We start from the raw sequence: 17766 nt of genomic DNA, 5'->3' as shown, positions 1-17766 counted from the left end.
GCGCCACGGTCAGGACGGGGGAGGCAGCGCACCCGAGGTGTCGGAGGGGCGCCCGGGCAGCACGGTGGCGACGTAGTCGGCCGCGGAGTCGAAGATGTCCACCTCGTGACCGGCCTGCTCGGAGAGGTACCACCGGTGCTCGAGCACCTCGTGGAAGTACTGCGCCGGTGCGATCTTGCCGGCCAGCTCCTCCGGCAGCATGTCCACGATCGGCGTGTAGACCTGCGCCAGCCACCGCCGGGCGGCGACGCGGCGCGGGAGGTGGCCCAGCTGACGGTGGGCGGTGAACGCCGCCAGGTCGCCCAGCAGCCGGCGCGCCTGGCTGTCCTCCACGTCCAGGCCGGTCAGCTCGTTCAGCTCGCGACGGTGGTGGCCGGCCTCGACCACCTTGGGCTGGATCCGCACCCGCTCGGAGTCGCTGCGGATCTCCAGCTCGTCGACGTCGAAGCCCAGGTCGTTGAGCCGGGCGATGCGCTGCTCGACGCGGTACAGCTCGTCGACGCCGAACTCCTCGACGGCCGTGAGCTCCTGCCACAGGGCGTGGTAGCGCTCCTGGAGCTGGGCCACCACGGCCAGCGCGTCCACCTCGACCTCGGTCTCGCCGCTCGCCTTGAGGTCCATGAGCTCGGCGAAGATGTTCTCCGAGCCGACCGTCACGTCGTGCTCGCGCAGCGCGTCGGAGATCCGTTCGCGCAGCTCCCCGGTCTCGGCGTCGACCAGGTAGGCGGCGAAGCCCTCGGCGTTGCGGCGGAAGAGCGTGTTGGACAGCGACACGTCGCCCCAGTAGAAGCCCGCCAGGTGCAGCCGGACGAGCAGCACGACGAGCGCGTCGACCAGGGCGGGGGCCTGCTCGAGGCTCAGGCCGTGCTGGAAGACGGTGCGGTAGGGCAGCGAGTAGTGCAGGTGCTCGGTGATCAGCGCGGCCGGCAGCGGCTCGCCGTCGGTGCTCACCCGGCCCGTCACCACGCCCCGCGGCACGACCGCGGGCTGGTGGATGCGCTGCAGGTCGCGCAGGACGTCGTACTCACGCAGGGCGATCGGCTCCTCGGTCTCCTTGATCGCCAGGAACTGCCGGTTGACCCGGACGACGCGGACGACGTGGCGCGACAGTCCGCGCGGCAGCGGGACCAGGTGCCACTCGGGCCACTCGGCGAGCGGGGTGCGCCAGGGAAGCCGGAAGAGCGCCGGGTCGGTGCGCGAGGCGACGAGCTGGAGCGCCATGACCTCACTGTAGGCACGCCGGGACCGCAGCGCTCCCGGCACAGTGGCGGGGCTCGGCGGCGTCTACAAAACAGGGTACGGGGCAATGCCGCGGTGTCAGGGACGTGGACATCCTTGGTCCGGTGCTGTAGCACTGAGTGACACGTATCACACGGAGGTGATCTGGTCGATGACGCTGACACGGCTCGCGTCCCGATGGAAGTCCGGACCCGATCACGCCCCGCGCCGGCGCCGGACGCGCCGCCGACGCCCGATCGCCGCGTTCGCGGTGACGTCCCTTGCGCTGGGGACCCTGGTCGCCTGCGGCAGCGAGGGCAAGCCCACCCTGAACTGGTACGTGAACCCCGACGGCGTCCCCGTGTTCGAGCGGTACGCCAAGGAGTGCAGCACCGACGACTACGACCTCTCGGTCCAGCTGCTGCCCAGCTCCGCGACCGACCAGCGCACCCAGTTGGCCCGGCGGCTCGCGGCGGAGGACTCCAGCACGGACCTGATGAACCTCGACCCGGTCTTCGTCGCCGAGTTCGCCAACGCGGGCTGGTTGAAGGAGGTCACCGGGGAGCCGGCCGACAAGGTCAACGCCAGCATCGAGGGTGACGGCGAGTACCTGGCCGGCGCCGCGGACACGGTCACCTGGGAGGACAAGGTCTACGCGATCCCGCTGTGGGCCAACACCCAGGTGCTCTGGTACCGCAAGTCGCTCGCCGAGGCCGCCGGGCTCGACATGACCCAGCCGGTCACCTGGGACCAGGTGATCGACGCCGCTGCCGACAACGGGGGCACCGTCGGCGTCCAGGGCAACAAGTACGAGGCGTACGTGGTGTGGATCAACGCCCTCATCCAGGGCGCCGGCGGCGACATCGTCTCCAACACCGAGGCCGGGCGGGACGCCGACATCGGCCTCGACTCCGAGGCCGGGCGCGCGGCCGCCGCGGTGATCAAGAAGCTCGCCGACTCCCGCGCCGCCCAGCCCGATCTCTCCGTCTCCAACGAGGGCACCAGCCTGGGCCAGATGTACGACGGCCCGGGGGAGTTCATGGTCAACTGGACCTTCGTCTACCAGAACTACGCCGGCCTGGTCGGCGCTCCGGACGGGATCACCGAGGAGCAGTTCAAGGACCTGGGCTGGGCGCGCTACCCCCGCACCGTCAAGGACGACCCGTCGCGGCCCCCGGTCGGTGGCATCAACATCGGGGTGGGCGCCTACGGGGATCACCCGGACTGGGCGAAGGAGGCGGCGGAGTGCATCACCTCGGTGAAGGTGCAGGTCGACCTGGCGCTCGAGGCGGGGCTGATGCCGTCCACCAACGCGGCGTACGACCAGGTGAAGGAGAGCGGTGACTACCCCGCGGACCTGATCGAGCTGTTCCGCACCAGCGTCGACGAGGGCGGGACCCGGCCGAAGAGCGCGTTCTACGCGATGATCTCGAGCGCTCTGCAGGCGAAGTGGCACTCGCCGCGGTCGGTGGACCCGAAGAGCACGCCCAAGGATTCGGCCGAGTACCTCAAGGCCGTGCTGGAAGGGAAGTCGCTGCTATGACCGCCACCACCACCGCGCCTGCGCCGGGCAAGCGCAAGCGCGCCGCCAAAGCGACGGTCAGCGACCGGACGAAGGCGGAGACCAGGCTGGGCCAGAAGCTGGTCGCTCCGGCGATCATCCTGATGCTGCTGGTCACCGCGTTCCCGATGCTGCGGGCGCTCTACCTGTCCACCTTCGACTACGCGCTGACCGCACCCGACGACCGCAGCTTCGTCGGCCTGAGCAACTACGTCACCGCCCTGACCGACCCGCTGTTCTGGCAGACCACCGGGATCACGGTGGTCTACATGCTGGTGACCGTCGCCGTCGAGCTCGTCATCGGCTTCGTGTTCGCGATGGTGATGCACCGGGTGATCTTCGCCCGCGGCGTGATCCGGACCTCGATCCTGATCCCGTACGGGATCATCACCGTCGTCTCCGGCTTCGCCTGGCAGTTCGCCTTCTCCTACCAGAACGGCTTCGTCAACGGCTGGCTGCCGTTCATCGGCGAGGACTTCAACTGGTTCGGCGACACCACGCCCGCGGTGATCGCGATCATGGTCTCGGAGATCTGGAAGACCACCCCGTTCATGTCGCTGCTGCTCCTGGCCGGGCTGGCCCAGGTCAACGAGGACATGATCGAGGCCGCCAAGGTCGACGGGGCCACCTGGTGGCAGCGGCTCACCAAGGTGATCCTGCCGAACATGCGGGCCGCGATCATGGTCGCGGTCCTCTTCCGGGCGCTCGACGCCTACCGCATCTTCGACAACATCTTCGTGATGACTGCCGGTGCGGTGAAGACGGAGTCGATCAGCTTCCTGACCTACAGACAGACCATCGAGCAGTTCCAGCTCGGTCTCGGCTCGGCGCTTTCGGTGCTGCTGTTCCTCTCGGTGCTGATCGTCGCCTTCTTGATCGTGAAGCTCTTCCGCGTCGACCTGGCGCAGGCCCGGCAGGAGTGATGAGATGAAGAACCGAATCGGCATCATCGTCGGCTGCGCGCTGATCATGCTCTGGTGCCTGCTCCCGGTGGCCTGGATCATCTCCTTGTCCTTCAAGTCCGAGACCGCGATCACCAACGGCTCACCGGGCTTCTTCCCCGCCGACGGCGCCGGGGCCGGCTGGGACAACTACAAGGCCGTGTGGGACAACGAGCAGTTCCGCCGAGCGATCTTCAACTCCATCGGGATCAGCCTGATCGCGACGCTGCTCTCGATCATCGTGGCCACCCTGGCGGCGTACGCCATCGCCCGCCTGGAGTTCCGCGGCAAGAAGGCGGTGCTCACGATCGCCCTGGCGATCGCGATGTTCCCGGTCGTCTCGCTGGTCGGGCCGCTGTTCGACATGTGGCGCGCCTTCGGGCTCTACGACACCTGGCCCGGCCTGATCATCCCGTACATGTCCTTCACGCTGCCGCTGGCGATCTGGACGCTGTCGGCCTTCTTCCGGGAGATCCCGTGGGAGATGGAGCAGGCCGCGCAGGTGGACGGCGCCACGTCGTGGCAGGCGTTCCGCAAGGTGATCGTGCCCCTGGCTGCCCCCGGGGTGTTCACCGCCGCGATCCTGACGTTCTTCTTCGCCTGGAACGACTTCGTCTTCGGCATCTCGCTGACCTCGACAGAGGCCGCACGACCCATCCCTGCGTCGCTGTCCTTCTTCGTCGGCTCCGACCCGTTCAACCGGCCGGCGTCCCTGCTGGCCGCGGGAGCCGTCATCGCGACGATCCCGATCATCATCATCGTCCTGATTTTCCAACGCAAGATCGTCGCCGGCCTGACGTCCGGTGCGGTGAAGGGGTGAGGTCAGATGGCCGCCATCACGATGAAGAACATCGTCAAGAAGTACGGCGACGGGTTCCCTGCCGTGAACGACGTCTCGATCGACGTCGCGGACGGGGAGTTCATGATCCTCGTCGGCCCCTCCGGCTGCGGGAAGTCGACGCTGCTGCGGATGATCGTCGGCCTGGAGGACATCACCTCCGGCGACATGATGATCGGGGACCGGCGGGTCAACGACCTCGCCCCGCGCGAGCGGAACCTGGCGATGGTGTTCCAGAACTACGCGCTCTACCCGCACCTGACGGTCTTCGAGAACATCGCGTTCCCGCTGCGGCTGGCCAAGATGCCCGACGAGGAGGTCGACCGGCTGGTGCGTGACGCGGCGGAGACCCTGGAGCTCACCGAGCACCTCGACCGCAAGCCCGGCAACCTCTCCGGCGGCCAGCGGCAGCGCGTCGCGATGGGCCGCGCGATCGTCCGCAAGGCCGACGCCTTCCTCTTCGACGAGCCGCTGTCCAACCTCGACGCCAAGCTGCGCGGCCAGATGCGCACTGAGATCGCCCGGTTGCAGCGACAGCTCGGCATCACCACCGTCTACGTCACCCACGACCAGACCGAGGCGATGACCCTCGGCGACCGGGTCGCGGTGCTCAAGCGGGGCCTGCTGCAGCAGCTCGCGACGCCGCGCGAGCTCTACGAGAACCCTGGCAACCTCTTCGTCGCCGGCTTCATCGGCTCCCCGCCGATGAACTTCCTGCCCGCCACCGTCGAGGGCACCTCGGTGCAGCTGCCGTTCGGCAGCGTGGAGATCCCGGCCGACAAGGCCGAGCGGGCCGCCGGTCGAGGGCTGCTCATCGCCGGCATCCGGCCCGAGCACTTCGAGGACGCCTCACTGGCCGATGAGAAGAAGGCCGGGTCCACGTTCACCGCCGAGGTCGACACGGTGGAGTGGCTGGGCAACGAGACCTACGCCTACATCCCGTTCGAGGCGCCGCCGGAGGTCACCCGCGAGCTGGCGCAGCTGGAGAAGGACCTCGACAGCGAGGCGCTGCGCACCCAGCTGATCGTCTCCCTCGACGGTGCCAGCCGGATCCAGGAGGGCCAGGAAGCCGAGATCTGGGTCGACGGACGGCGCATCCACCTGTTCGACCCCGAGACCGGCGAGAACCTCACCGTCGACCGTGAGCGCGCCGGACGGATCGCGGCCTCGGAGGTCAGCGCGCACTGAGCGCGCGCTCCGCGGTCCGGGAGATCCAGCGCACGAAGGTGGGGTAGAGGGCTTCGGGCAGGTCGTGACCCCAGCCCGGGATGACCACCAGCTCCGCGCCGCGGATCGCCCGCGCGGTCGCCCGCCCTCCGGAGACGTGCACCATCCGGTCGTCCAGGCCGTGCATCACCAGCGTCGGCATCTGCAGCGAGCCGAGCCGAGGGGTGCGGTCAGGCTGGGTGAGCACGGCCAGCGCTTGGCGCCTCACCCCGGCGTCGTCGATGCCGCGCTCCCATGTGGCGCCGGCCCGGTCCCGCAGCTCCTCCTCGGGCTGGCGGAACCCCGGCGAGCCGATGAGGCCCCACACCACGACGCTGCGCTCGACGTAGGCCTGCTTGCCCGGGCCGCGGGAGGCGCGCAGCGTCGTCAGCAGGGCAGGGCTCTGCCAGCCGACGCGCCGGTGCCCGGTGGTGGACATGATGCTGGTCAGGGAGCGCACCCGCTGCGGGGCGGTGAGGGCCATCGTCTGCGCGACCATCCCGCCCATCGACACCCCGACCACGTGGGCCGAGTCCAGGCCGAGGTGGTCCATCAGGCCCAGGGCGTCCTGGGCCAGGTCGTCGATGGAGTACGGCGCGCTGGTCGCCCGTCCCAGGAGGGCCCGGGCCAGCGTCCCCACCCCCACCTGGCCGGACATCCGCGAGGAGCGACCGATGTCGCGATTGTCGTAGCGGACGACGTAGAACCCCGCCTCGGCCAGCATCCGGCACAGTGCGTCGGGCCACCAGGTCATCGGTCCGCCCAGCCCCATCACCAGCAGCAGCGGCTCTCCGGAGGCCTCCCCGAAGGTCTGGTAGCACAGCTCGACTCCCGAGGGCAGCGGGGCGAAGGCCTCGTCCGACGTAGTCAATTCGGGTGAGGGCTGGGGCGACGAGGGTTCTGACATGACCCCAGTGTGCCCAATTGGGGGGTTGCACCCCGTTTGAGAATGTTGCGGCGGCGTAACATCAATGATGTGACTCAGATCATGGCGCCCTGGTTGTTGCCCGAGGGCTACGGACGCCCGGCGCTCGCCGCCCTCCTCCGGGAGAGCAGCGTGCTGACCGAGGCTGGCAGGTTCGCGGCCCGACGCAGCACGACCCGCGTCGTGCGCCGTCGTACGCCGTTCAGCGAGCGGAGCGCGGCACGGGCTGCGGAGCCGGTCCTGCTGATCCCCGGCTTCCTCGCCGGGGACTGGACGCTGGCGGCGATGAGCGCCGAGCTGCGCGAGCGCGGCTTCCGCACGTACCGCTCCCGGATCACCGCCAACGTGAACTGCACGATGCAGTCCACGCTGACCCTGGAGCAGCGCCTCGAGGAGCTCGCCGAGCGCCGCGGCACCCGGGTGCAGATCGTGGGTCACAGCCTCGGCGGCATGATCGCCCGCGGGCTGGCCGCCCGGCGACCCGACCTGGTGGCCGGCATCGTGACCATGGGCAGCCCGATGCGGGCCCCGGCCGCGCACCACGGCGTGCTCACCCGCGGGGTGCGGATGCTCAACCGGCTCGCCGACGTCGGCCTGCCCGGTGTGATGGGCTCCGACTGCGTCAGCGGGGAGTGCGCCCACCTGAGCTTCGTGGAGTCCCAGGAGCCGCTGCGCCACGACGTCGCGATGACCAACGTGTACTCGCGCCGCGACGGCATCGTCGACTGGCGGGCCTGCATCGACCCCGACGGGCGTCCCGTCGAGGTGCGCGCCTCGCACGTCGGTCTCGTGTGCGACCCCCGCGTCATCGACATCGTCTCCACCTCGCTGCTGGAGCACAGCGACATCGTCGCCAGCGCCGGCGGCGTGCTGCGGGTGGTCGAGACGGCCTGAGGCCGGTCTCCGCGGCACGGCGACCCATCGCCGTGCCGCGGGCATTTTTCCGGTGTGGAGCCTCTCGGGTGCTGCTGGGCCTCGGCTCAGTCGAAGTCGATCGAGGAGAACCCGCGCAGCTTCGAGAGCTGGTGCTCGGAGGTGATGGTGCGGATGGTGCCGCTGCGCGAGCGCATCACCAGCGACTGGGTGGTGGCGCCGCCGGCGCGGTAGCGCACGCCGCGGAGCAGCTCGCCGTCGGTGATGCCCGTGGCGACGAAGAAGCAGTCGTCGCCGGTGACCAGGGTGTCGGTGGTCAGGATGTGGTCCGGGTCGAGGTCGTGGCCGGCGTCGATCGCGCGTTGGCGCTCCTCGTCGTCGGTGGGCCACAGCCGGCCCTGGATCGTGCCGCCCATGGCCTTCATCGCGCAGGCGGCGATGATGCCCTCGGGGGTGCCCCCGATGCCGAGCAGCAGGTCGATGCCGGTGTCCGCGCGGGCGGCCATGATCGCGCCGGCGACGTCACCGTCGCTGATGAACTTGATCCGGGCGCCGGTGCCGCGGATCTCCTCGGCCATCTGCTCGTGGCGCGGCCGGTCGAGCAGCATGACCGTCACGTCGGAGGGGTTGGAGCCCTTGGCCTTGGCGACCCGGCGGATGTTCTCCGCGACGGGGATGCGGATGTCGACGACGTCGGCGGCCTCCGGGCCGGTGACGAGCTTCTCCATGTAGAAGACCGCGGAGGGGTCGTACATGGTGCCGCGCGGGGCGGCGGCGAGCACGGCGACGGCGTTGGGCATGCCCTTCGCGGTCAGCGTGGTGCCGTCGATGGGGTCGACGGCGATGTCACACTCCGGCCCGGTGCCGTCGCCGACCTGCTCGCCGTTGTAGAGCATCGGGGCGTTGTCCTTCTCGCCCTCGCCGATGACCACGGTGCCGTTCATCGAGACGCTGGAGATCATCACCCGCATCGCCTGCACGGCCACGCCGTCGGCGCCGTTCTTGTCGCCCCGACCGACCCAGCGGCCTGCTGCCATCGCTGCTGCCTCGGTGACCCGGACCAGCTCCAGGGCCAGGTTGCGGTCGGGGGCGGCGGGCTCAACGGCTACGGCGTCATTCATGGCCGGATTCTAGCGGGGGACCGGTACGCCCGGACGGCTGCCCGCCGGGCGGGCACCCGCCGGTCGGCGGCCGATCGGCCCCGAGTCGGCTCCTCACCGGGCGTGCACGGCGACCTCGTTGGCCTTGACCACGAAGGTGACCTCCGCGCCCACGGCCAGCCCCAGCTCGGCCACCGCGGCCAGCGTGACGTCGGCGGCGAGCCCGCCGGCACGCACCCGCACGTGGTCGCCCTGCGGCTCCAGGGCCTCCACCCGCACCGTCAGCGCGTTGCGGGGGCTGCCACCCGGTGGCCGGGCGTGCACAGCGACGGCGGCCGGGCGGAACACCGCGACCGCGGGGGCCCCGGCCGCGGGCGGGTCCCCGGCGGCGGTGCCGTGCAGCGCGAGCCCGTCGGGACGTCGTACGCCGTCGGGGGTGGCGGTGCCGGCGACGAGGTTGAGCCCGGCCAGCTGGGCGGCGAACCGGCTCCGGGGACGGGCCAGCACGTCCGCGGTGGGGCCCTGCTCGACGACCCGGCCGGCCTCCAGCACCACGACCCGGTCCGCCAGCAGCAGGGCGTCCAGCACGTGGTGGGTGACCAGCACGGTCGTGCGCTCGGCGAGCACCCGGCCCAACAGCCGGCGCAGCGCGGGCGCCGCGTCCACGTCCAGGGCGGCCATCGGCTCGTCGAGCAGCAGCAGCCGCGGGTCGGCGGCGAGCGCCCGGGCCACCGCCACCCGCTGCGCCTGCCCGCCGGAGAGCTGGGCGGGGCGCCGGTCGGCGAGCGCCAATGCGTCCACCTCGCTCAGCCAGCGCTCGGCGACCGCGCGTGCCTCCGCCCGCGAGGCGCCGGTGCTGCGCGGCCCGAACGCCACGTTGTCCCGCGCCCGGAGGTGCGGGAAGAGCAGCGGCTCCTGCGCCAGCAGCGCCGTACGGCGTGCGTGCGGGGCCACCCAGGTCCGGTCGCCGGTGAGCAGCCGGCCCTCGAGCCGGACCTCGCCGGCATCGGGGCGCAGCAGCCCGGCCAGCACCGCCAGGGTGGTGGACTTGCCGGCGCCGTTGGGCCCGATCAGCGCCACGGTCTGTCCGGTGTCGACCTCGAAGGCGACCTCGACGTCGCGGTCGGCGACGCGGACGTCGACGTGCAGGCCCACGTCGCGGGGCACGTCACGGGGCACGTCCGGGGTCATGTCCGGGGTCACGTCGCCCCTCGCGGGCGGACCAGTGCGATCACCGCGACGGCGACCACGACGAGCAGCAGCGACATCGCCACGGCGGCGTCGGCGTCGGTGGCCCGCAGGTTGTAGATGAGCAGCGGCAGGGTGCGGGTGGTGCCCTCCAGGCTGCCGGCGAAGGTGATGGTGGCGCCGAACTCCCCGAGCGCGCGGGCGAACGCGAGCACCGAGCCGGAGGCCAGGCCGGGCAGCACCAGCGGCAGCGTGACCCGGGCGAGCACGGTGCTGGGCCGGGCGCCGAGCGAGGCCGCCACGACGTCGTACCGCTCGCCGGCGGTGCGCAGCGCCCCCTCCAGGCTGACCACCAGGAAGGGCAGCGACACGAACGTCTGGGCGAGCACGACGGCGAGGGTGGAGAAGGCGATCCGCACGCCCGCGGCCTCCAGGTGCTCACCGAGCAGGCCCTGGCGGCCGAACGCGGCGAGCAGGGCGATGCCGCCGACCACGGGCGGCAGCACCAGCGGCAGCAGCACCAGGGAGCGCAACGGACCCAGCCAACGGGCGTCGCTGCGGGCCAGGACGACGGCGAGCGGCACGCCCAGCAGCAGGCACAGGGCGGTCGCGGCGGCCGAGGTGCGCAGGCTCAGCAACAGCGCCGAGCGCGCCGCCGGCGTGGTCACCAGTGAGGGCAGCTCGGCCCAGTCCACCCGGGCGGCCAGGGCGAGGACCGGCACCACCACCAGGAGCGCGGCGAGCCCGGCCGGCAGCAGCAGCCAGCGGGGCACGCCGACGTGGCGGGTGCGGGCCGCGGTCCTCATTCGTCCGGTGCCCCGAAGCCGGCGTCGGTCAGGGTCCGGCGGCCCGCGCCGAGGACCAGGTCGGCCCAGTCGGCGGCCAGGTCGGCCTGCTCGCTGCCCGCGACGATGGCGATCTCGTAGTGGTTGACGGCGGCGTCGGACTCGTCGAAGGCGATGCCCCGGACCGAGTCCCCGGCCGCCGCCACGTCGGTGACGTAGACCAGCCCGGCGTCCGCCTCGCCGGTGCGCACCTTGGCGAGCACGTCGCTCACCGACTGCTCCTCGCTGAGCGGGGAGAGGTCGACGTCCGCGGCCGCCGCGACCCGGGCGGCGGCGCGCCCGCACGGCACCTCCGGCGCGCAGAGCACCAGGGCCAGGTCGTCGGCGTCGAGGTCGGTCAGGTCCTCGATGCCGGCGGGGTTGCCCGGCGGCACGGCGATCACGAGCGTGTTCGTGGCGATCTCGCGTGGGTCGCCGGCGGTGAGCCCGGCCGCCACCAGGTCGTCCATGCTCTCGGCGTCGGCGGAGGCGAACACGTCCGCGCGGGCGCCCTCGCGCAGCTGGGCCACGAGGTCGGCGGAGCCGCCGAAGGACAGCCGAACGTCGACGCCGGGATGCTCGGCCTCGAACTGCTCCTCCAGGTCCTCGAACACACCGGTGAGCGAGGACGCGGCGAACACCGTCAGGGTCTGCCCGTCGGCCTCCTCGGAGGTGCCGCAGCCGGTGAGCACGCCGGCCAGCAGTCCGAGGGTGAGCAGGGTGGCGAGCAGGGTGGCGAGCGGGGTGGTGCGCGGGGTGGTGCGCGGGGTGGTGCGCGGGGTGGTGCGCGGGGTGGTGCGCGGGGTGGTGCGTGGTCGGGGGGTCACGCTCGTCTCCCGAGGGGTCGCTCCACGACGACGTTGGTGGACTTCACCGAGGCGATGGCGCGCACCCCGGGCTCCAGGCCCAGCTCGGTGGCGGCCTCCGTGCTCATCAACGACACCACCCGGTAGGGGCCGCAGGCCATCTCCACCTGCGCCATCACCGTGTCGGCGATCACCCGCGTCACGATCCCGGTCATCCGGTTGCGGGCACTGACCTGCCCGGCGCGGGTCCGGTCGTGCTCGGCCTCGTCGAGCAGGGAGGTCGCCAGCGCGGCCAGGTCGGTACCCGCGATGATCGTGCGTCCCGCCGTCGTACGCCCCGGGAGGCGGCCCGCCTCGACCCAGCGCCGCACCGTGTCGCTGCTGACCCCGAGCAGCTCCGCCGCCTCGCTCACCCGGTACTCCACCGCACCACCCATCCCACCAGCCTGCCGCATCTGCGCCCGAATCACCAGCAATCCACCGCAGATGCGACTCCCCGGTCCCTTCCTTCGCCGAATCGTGAGTTTCCGTCCCCCGAGTGGGGACCTTCCGTCCCCCGAGTCGTGAGTTTCCGTCTGCCGAGTCGGGACCTTTCGTCGTACGACGGGAACGCGCGACTGGGCGGACGAGAACGCACGACTCGGCGGGCGGAAACTCACGACTGGGCGGGCGGAAACTCACGAGTCGGGGAGTGGGGAGCGGCCGATGTCGGGTCGGCGGAGGTCGGCTGGGAGACTGGGGCGCGTCATGAGCACCCAGAAACCGGAACCCAGCGGCCGGCCGGGCCGCTACCAGCGCTCTGCGTGGGGCCTCGTCGTCTCGCTGCTGGTCACCGTCGTCGCCCTCGCCGGGCTGTACGCGTTCACCGGCGCCTTCCGCAACGACTTCGAGATCAAGCCGGAGAAGGTGGACTACCTCGCGTCGGTCGCGGCCGCCCAGCAGGCCGGTCTGAGCCCCGCCTACCCGGCCTCGCTGCCCAAGGGCTGGATCGCCACGGGGGCCGAGGTGACGCCGGGGGACCGGCCGGTCTTCACGCTGCGCATGCTCACCGACGAGAACCGGTTCGTCGGCGTGCGGCAGGAGGACGCCTCGATCGGCTCGCTGGTCTCGCGGTGGGTCGACGAGGATGCCGAGGACGCCGAGGGCTACACCGTGCCGGCGTCGGTGACCGCGCCGGTGGCCCGGGAGTGGGAGGGCTTCGTCGACGCCAGCGGCGACACCGCCTATGCAGCCGAGGTCGGCGAGGAGACCGTGCTGGTGTTCGGCTCCGCCTCGGCCAAGGAGCTGCAGCAGGTCGTCGACTCGCTGACCACCGCCCCCGTGCGCTGAGCCCAGCCCAGCCCAGCCCAGCAGACCGGTCCGGGTCAGTCCTCGTCGTCGCGGGCGAGCACGGCGTCCAGGCGTGCCCGGGCGCCGTCGATCCACTCCTGGCAGATCGTCGCCAGTCGCTCGCCGCGCTCCCACAGGGCCAGCGACTCCTCCAAGGTGGTGCCGCCGGCCTCGAGCTGGCGCACGACCTCGACGAGTTCGGCCCGCGCGTCCTCGTACGAGGGCCGGTCCTCCTCGGGGGTGGGGCCGTCGGGGGTGGTCGGCTCAGCCATGGTGCTCCTCGATCGGTTCGGTGCGGGTGGCGGTCACGTGCACGCGGCCGTCGGCGACCCGCACCGACAGGCCGGCACCGGCGGCGACGTCGGCCACCGAGGTGACGACGTGGCCGTCGGCATCCTGCAGCACCGCGTACCCGCGTTGCAGGGTTGCCAGGGGGGAGAGCGCCTGGACCCGGGCGCGGCGGTGGTCGATGTCGTCGGCGGCCCGGTCGAGCCGGGTCTCCAGGCTGCGGCGGATCCGGTGGCGTAGGTCGTCGAGCTCGTCGTGGCGTGCGTCGAGCACCGTGGCCGGCTCGGCCAGCACCGGCCGGGAGCGGATCGCGTCCAGCGTGTGCTGCTCGCGCTCCAGCCGCGCCGACACCGCCTGCCGGATCCGGGTGCGGGCCTCGCGGACCCGGCTCGCCTCCTGCGCCATGTCCGGCACCACCCGCTTGGCGGCGTCGGTGGGCGTGGAGGCACGCAGGTCGGCGACGAGGTCGAGCAGCGGGGAGTCGGGCTCGTGGCCGATCGCGGAGACCACCGGGGTGCGGGCGGCCGCCACCACCCGGATCAGGCCCTCGTCGGAGAAGGGCAGCAGGTCCTCCACCGACCCGCCGCCGCGGGCGATGACGATGACGTCGACCTCGGGGTGCGCGTCGAGGCGGCGCACCGCCTCGATCACCTCGCTCGCGCAGCGGTGGCCCTGCATGGCGGCGTGCACCACCTCGAAGGCCACCGCCGGCCAGCGCCGGGTGGCGTTCTCGATGACGTCACGCTCGGCCGCCGAATTGGCCGCGGTGACCAGGCCGATGCGTTGCGGCACCGTCGGCAGCCGGCGCTTGCGCTCGGCGGCGAACAGTCCCTCCGCGGCGAGGAGCTGGCGCCGCTGCTCCAGCCGGGCGAGCAGCTCGCCGAGGCCGACCATCCGGATCTCGCGTGCCTGCAGGGAGAGCGTGCCCCGGTTGGCGTAGTACGACGGCCGCGCGTGGATGACCACGCTCGCGCCCTCGGTGACGGGGGTGGCCAGGCCGTCGAACATCACCCGCGAGCAGGTCACCGGCACCGAGATGTCGGCCACGGAGTCGCGCAGCGTCATGAACACCGTCGCCAGCCCCGGACGGCGGCTGACCTGGGTGACCTGACCCTCGACCCACACCGCGCCGAGACGGTCGATCCAGCCCGAGATCGCGTTCGCGATCGCCCGGACCGGTGCCGGCTTCTCGAGGGATGTCTCCAGGGCCACGGCGGCGAGCCTATTTGATCGGCCCGACACCAGCGGCACAGTGGGCGGATGACGAGGGCGCTGGTGGTGGGCGAGGCCGTGCTGGACGTGGTCCACGCGGCGGGGGGCGAGAAGGGGGTCGAGGCGGGATCCGGGCCGGGCAGCGAGCCCAGCGCCCGGCCCGGCGGCTCCGCGGTGAACACCGCCGTCGCGCTGGCTCGGCTCGGTCGCGGTGTCGACCTCGCCACCGCGTACGCCGCCGACGCGGCGGGGACGGTGCTCGACGAGCACCTCGCCGCCGCCCGGGTGCACCTCGCCGGCGAGCCGCACGTGCTGGCGAGCACCCCGCGCGCGGTGGCGCACATCGACGCGAGCGGCGCGGCGTCGTACGACTTCGAGGTGGCGTGGGCGCTGCCGGCCGGGGTGCTCGCCGAGCCGGCGCCGCACGTGCTGCACGTGACGTCGTTGGCGCCGTTGCTCGCCCCGGGCGCAGACGACGTCGCCGAGCTGGTGGCGCAGCTGCGTGGGCGCACCACCGTCAGCTACGACGTCAACCTGCGCCCGGCGATCACCGGCACCGGCGTCGCCGTCGTCGAGGCCGTACGACGCACGGCCGGCCTCGCCGACCTGGTGAAGGCCTCCGACGAGGACCTGGCCGCGCTGTGGCCGGGCGACGACGTCGGTGCCAGCGCGGCACGGCTGCTCGAGCTCGGGCCGGCCGCGGTGGTGGTGACCCACGGCGACGCCGGCGCGTCGTGGCACAGCCGCTGCGGCGAGGACTGGTGCACCGGCGGGGTACCCGGCGTGCCGGTGCGGGTCGTCGACACCATCGGCGCCGGCGACACCTTCTCCGCCGCCCTGCTCGACCACCTCTGGCCGCTGCTCGGGGCGGGCGGTGCGGATCGGGTGGCCCGCCTGGACGCCGACGGCTGGGCCGAGGCGCTGCGCTACGCCGTACGGGTGGCCGCGGTGACGGTGAGCCGGCTCGGCGCCGACCCGCCCACCCGCGCGGAGGTCGACGCCGCCTACCCACCCGACTGACCGCCGCTTCCCAAGCGAATTCGTCGAGAATCGGCCAGATCACGACAAATCCGCTTGGGAAGCGGTGCGTCGGGAGCCGGGGGCTGCACCGACTGCGCGTGTGGGGCGGTGCGGTCCTAGGCTGCTCGGGTGCGGCTGCGGATCGACCTCGCCTACGACGGCACCGACTTCCACGGCTGGGCCGCGCAACCCGGCCTGCGCACGGTGCAGGCCGAGGTGACCGAGGCGCTCACCACGATCCTGCGGCTGCCCGAGGGTGCGCTGTGGGTGACGGTCGCCGGCCGCACCGACTCCGGGGTGCACGCCCGTGGCCAGGTCACCCATGTCGACGTGCCCACCGGTGAGGACGGCTCGGAGACCGCCGAGCGGCTGCTGCAGCGCCTCGACATCCTCGCCCGCCGGATGAACGGCGTGCTGGCCCGCGACGTGCGGGTGCACCGGATCAGCGAGGCCCCGCCCGGCTTCGACGCCCGGTTCGCGGCGCTGTGGCGCCGCTACGCCTACCGGATCATCGACGACCCCGCCCGGGTCGACCCGTTGACCCGCAACCACGTGCTCTCCTGGAGCCGACCGCTCGACGTCGAGGCGATGGACGCCGCAGCCCGCTCGCTCGTCGGGCTCCACGACTTCGCCTCGTTCTGCAAGCGGCGCGAGGGCGCCACCACCATCCGCACGCTGCAGGAGTTCTCCTGGCGCCGCGAGGACTCCGGGCTCCTGGTCGGCCACGTCCGGGCCGACGCCTTCTGCCACTCGATGGTGCGCGCGCTGGTGGGCTGCATGATCGCCGTCGGCGAGGGCCGCAAGCCCGTGGCCTGGGCCGCCGAGGTGCTCTCCGCCCAGCGCCGCGACCCGAACGTGGTCGTCGTGCCCGCCAACGGGCTGACGCTGGAGGAGGTCGCCTACCCCGACGAGGCCGGGCTGGCCGCCCGGGTCGCGCAGACCGCGGCGCGTCGTACCGCCCGAGCCGCCGAGGCCGGCACCGAAGTCGGCACCGAAGTCGGCACCGAGGCCAGCACCGAGGCCAGCACCGAGGCCAGCATCGAGGAGCAGGCGTGAGCGACGAGGACCACTACTTCAGCGCCGATCCCACCGTCGCGTTCCAGCGCGCGCCGGTGCGCACGTCGGTGTGGGGCCACGACCTGGACCTGGTCAGTGGCTCCGGTGTCTTCGCCCGCGGCCGCCTCGACATCGGCACCGCGGTGCTGTTCCGCGAGACCGAGCCGCCCGCCGGCGGCCGGGTCCTCGACCTCGGCTGCGGGTACGGCGTCATCGGCCTGGCCTGCGCCGTCGCAGCCCCTGCCGCGGTGGTCCGCGGCGTCGACGTGAACCAGCGGGCGGTGCTGCTCGCCAACGAGAACGCCGCCGCCCTCGGCATCGCCGACCGGTACACCGCGAGCACGCCCGAGCAGGTCCCCGCCGACGAGCAGTACGACGAGATCTGGTCCAACCCGCCCATCCGGATCGGCAAGGCCGCGCTGCACCAGCTGCTGCTCGACTGGCTGCCGCGACTGGCGCCGCAGGGCCGAGCGGTGATGGTGGTCGGCAAGAACCTCGGCGCCGACTCGCTGCAGCGCTGGCTCGGCGAGCAGGGCTACCCGACCGAGCGGCTGGCCAGCGCCAAGGGGTTCCGGGTGCTCGAGACCCGACGGGCCTGAGCCGCGCCTCCTAGGGTGGGCCCATGCCCACCGAGGTCGTCGTCCGCGGTTCCTATGCCGCCTTCCAGCGCCCCGAGCGGGGCACCGTCCGTGCCACGCTGGCACTGGAGGGCCCGACCCTGCAGCCGGTCTACGACCAGGTGGTGGCCTCCCTGGAGGCCGTCCGCGGCTCCGTGAAGCAGCTGCACGACCCCGAGGCCGGACCGGTCACCTGGTGGTCGACCCAGCAGGTGCGCACCTGGGCCCGGCGGCCCTGGAACAACGAGGGCAAGCAGCTGCCGCTGGTGCACCACGCCAGCGTGGGGCTGGAGGTGAAGTTCCGCGACTTCACCGAGCTCACCCGGTGGGTCGGCCGGCACGTCGTTGCCACACCCGGGTTCGCCCTCGACGGCGTCGCCTGGGCGCTGACCGAGAAGCGCCGCGCCGAGCTCGAGCGCACCGTCCGCACCCGTGCCGTCCAGGACGCCGCCCGCCGCGCGCAGGAGTACGCCGACGCGCTCGGCCTCGGCCCCGTGCGCCCGGTCGCGATCGCCGACGCCGGCATGCTCGGCGAGGGCATCGCGCCGACCTCCCTGGCCGCCGTCGCCTTCTCCCGCGCCTCGGCCGGGAAGGAGTCCGGCGGTGTCGAGCTGCAGCTCACGCCCGAGGACATCAAGGTCGCCGCCGACGTCGACGCCCGGTTCGTCGCCGGCGGCTGACCCCCGGCACCCGACGGCGCGGGCCGGGTCGCGCCTCGAGCACGGGCGTCGAAGGCAGCCGGTTCGCCGTGGCGCCCGCGGTGC

19 protein-coding genes are annotated in these 17766 nt (G+C 72.6%); 10 read left to right on the top strand and 9 right to left on the bottom strand.

Annotated elements, in window-relative coordinates; genetic code table 11:
* Positions 1-9: 9 nt before the first annotated feature.
* Positions 10-1221 carry a DUF4032 domain-containing protein gene (locus KG111_RS14970; RefSeq protein WP_205291078.1) on the bottom strand — a complete coding sequence of 404 codons (1212 nt, stop codon included), beginning with the start codon at positions 1219-1221 and terminating at the stop codon, positions 10-12.
* 268 nt (positions 1222-1489) lie between these two features.
* Here KG111_RS14970 and KG111_RS14965 point away from each other — a divergent pair, with 268 nt between their 5' ends.
* The 4 genes from KG111_RS14965 to KG111_RS14950 are packed head-to-tail and all read left to right on the top strand — an operon-like array spanning position 1490 to position 5746.
* Entirely contained in the window at positions 1490-2761 is a 1272-nt protein-coding gene (locus KG111_RS14965; RefSeq protein ID WP_205291077.1) for an extracellular solute-binding protein, read from the top strand.
* Complete coding sequence (locus KG111_RS14960) at positions 2758-3702, top strand: carbohydrate ABC transporter permease (RefSeq protein WP_205291076.1); 945 nt, start codon at positions 2758-2760, stop codon at positions 3700-3702. The genes KG111_RS14965 and KG111_RS14960 overlap by 4 nt, the downstream gene beginning before the upstream one ends.
* A 4-nt stretch (positions 3703-3706) precedes the next feature.
* Entirely contained in the window at positions 3707-4540 is an 834-nt protein-coding gene (locus tag KG111_RS14955; RefSeq protein WP_205291075.1) for a carbohydrate ABC transporter permease, read from the top strand.
* Between the two features lie 6 nt (positions 4541-4546).
* Positions 4547-5746 (top strand): ABC transporter ATP-binding protein, encoded by a 1200-nt coding sequence (locus KG111_RS14950; RefSeq protein WP_205291074.1) that lies wholly within the window; start codon positions 4547-4549, stop codon positions 5744-5746.
* On the opposite strand, the gene KG111_RS14945 is transcribed toward KG111_RS14950, so the two are convergent.
* Positions 5733-6635: an alpha/beta fold hydrolase gene (locus tag KG111_RS14945; RefSeq protein ID WP_205291118.1), complete on the bottom strand. Its 903-nt coding sequence runs from the start codon at positions 6633-6635 to the stop codon at positions 5733-5735. The two genes, KG111_RS14950 and KG111_RS14945, sit on opposite strands and share 14 nt — an antisense overlap.
* Positions 6636-6740: 105 nt before the next feature.
* On the opposite strand from KG111_RS14945, the gene KG111_RS14940 reads away from it, so the two are divergent.
* Positions 6741-7583 carry an esterase/lipase family protein gene (locus tag KG111_RS14940; RefSeq protein ID WP_205291073.1) on the top strand — a complete coding sequence of 281 codons (843 nt, stop codon included), beginning with the start codon at positions 6741-6743 and terminating at the stop codon, positions 7581-7583.
* Positions 7584-7669: 86 nt separating this feature from the next.
* Here KG111_RS14940 and glpX read toward each other — a convergent pair whose 3' ends face one another.
* From glpX to KG111_RS14915, 5 genes are all read right to left on the bottom strand, one after another.
* Positions 7670-8683, bottom strand: a complete 1014-nt coding sequence (gene glpX / locus KG111_RS14935; RefSeq protein ID WP_205291072.1) for a class II fructose-bisphosphatase — start codon at positions 8681-8683, stop codon at positions 7670-7672.
* Positions 8684-8776: 93 nt separating this feature from the next.
* The gene (locus tag KG111_RS14930; RefSeq protein ID WP_249666153.1) at positions 8777-9865 is read right to left on the bottom strand and encodes a sulfate/molybdate ABC transporter ATP-binding protein; all 1089 of its coding nucleotides are present in this window, start codon (positions 9863-9865) and stop codon (positions 8777-8779) included.
* Positions 9862-10656 carry an ABC transporter permease gene (locus KG111_RS14925; RefSeq protein ID WP_205291071.1) on the bottom strand — a complete coding sequence of 265 codons (795 nt, stop codon included), beginning with the start codon at positions 10654-10656 and terminating at the stop codon, positions 9862-9864. Before KG111_RS14925 ends, KG111_RS14930 begins: the two co-directional genes overlap by 4 nt.
* On the bottom strand, positions 10653-11501 hold the full coding sequence (modA, locus tag KG111_RS14920) for a molybdate ABC transporter substrate-binding protein (protein ID WP_249666152.1): 849 nt from the start codon (positions 11499-11501) through the stop codon (positions 10653-10655). The genes KG111_RS14925 and modA overlap by 4 nt, the downstream gene beginning before the upstream one ends.
* Positions 11498-11917, bottom strand: coding sequence for a TOBE domain-containing protein (locus tag KG111_RS14915; protein ID WP_205291070.1), 420 nt, complete (start codon positions 11915-11917; stop codon positions 11498-11500). Before KG111_RS14915 ends, modA begins: the two co-directional genes overlap by 4 nt.
* A gap of 310 nt (positions 11918-12227) precedes the next feature.
* Between KG111_RS14915 and KG111_RS14910 the strand changes: the two genes are divergently transcribed.
* Complete coding sequence (locus tag KG111_RS14910) at positions 12228-12809, top strand: DUF4245 family protein (protein ID WP_205291069.1); 582 nt, start codon at positions 12228-12230, stop codon at positions 12807-12809.
* A gap of 35 nt (positions 12810-12844) precedes the next feature.
* Here the strand turns inward: KG111_RS14910 and KG111_RS14905 are convergent, their stop codons facing one another.
* Together KG111_RS14905 and xseA are read right to left on the bottom strand one after the other, a co-directional pair.
* On the bottom strand, positions 12845-13081 hold the full coding sequence (locus KG111_RS14905; RefSeq protein ID WP_205291068.1) for an exodeoxyribonuclease VII small subunit: 237 nt from the start codon (positions 13079-13081) through the stop codon (positions 12845-12847).
* Positions 13074-14309 (bottom strand): exodeoxyribonuclease VII large subunit, encoded by a 1236-nt coding sequence (gene xseA / locus KG111_RS14900; protein ID WP_205291067.1) that lies wholly within the window; start codon positions 14307-14309, stop codon positions 13074-13076. The genes KG111_RS14905 and xseA overlap by 8 nt, the downstream gene beginning before the upstream one ends.
* A 48-nt stretch (positions 14310-14357) precedes the next feature.
* Between xseA and KG111_RS14895 the strand changes: the two genes are divergently transcribed.
* From KG111_RS14895 to KG111_RS14880, 4 genes are all read left to right on the top strand, one after another.
* Positions 14358-15329 (top strand): PfkB family carbohydrate kinase, encoded by a 972-nt coding sequence (locus KG111_RS14895; protein WP_205291066.1) that lies wholly within the window; start codon positions 14358-14360, stop codon positions 15327-15329.
* 129 nt (positions 15330-15458) lie between these two features.
* Positions 15459-16385, top strand: a complete 927-nt coding sequence (gene truA / locus KG111_RS14890; RefSeq protein WP_205291065.1) for a tRNA pseudouridine(38-40) synthase TruA — start codon at positions 15459-15461, stop codon at positions 16383-16385.
* A complete protein-coding gene (locus KG111_RS14885; protein ID WP_205291064.1) occupies positions 16382-16984 on the top strand; it encodes a class I SAM-dependent methyltransferase in 603 nt (200 codons plus the stop codon). Before truA ends, KG111_RS14885 begins: the two co-directional genes overlap by 4 nt.
* 23 nt (positions 16985-17007) lie before the next feature.
* The gene (locus KG111_RS14880; protein ID WP_205291063.1) at positions 17008-17682 is read left to right on the top strand and encodes an SIMPL domain-containing protein; all 675 of its coding nucleotides are present in this window, start codon (positions 17008-17010) and stop codon (positions 17680-17682) included.
* Positions 17683-17766 lie beyond the last annotated feature (84 nt).

It is taken from the genome of Nocardioides faecalis (assembly GCF_018388425.1).
GTDB lineage: Bacteria > Actinomycetota > Actinomycetes > Propionibacteriales > Nocardioidaceae > Nocardioides > Nocardioides faecalis.
The sequence above is the reverse complement of the archived record's forward strand: the minus strand, read 5'-3'. Positions and strand labels throughout refer to the sequence as shown.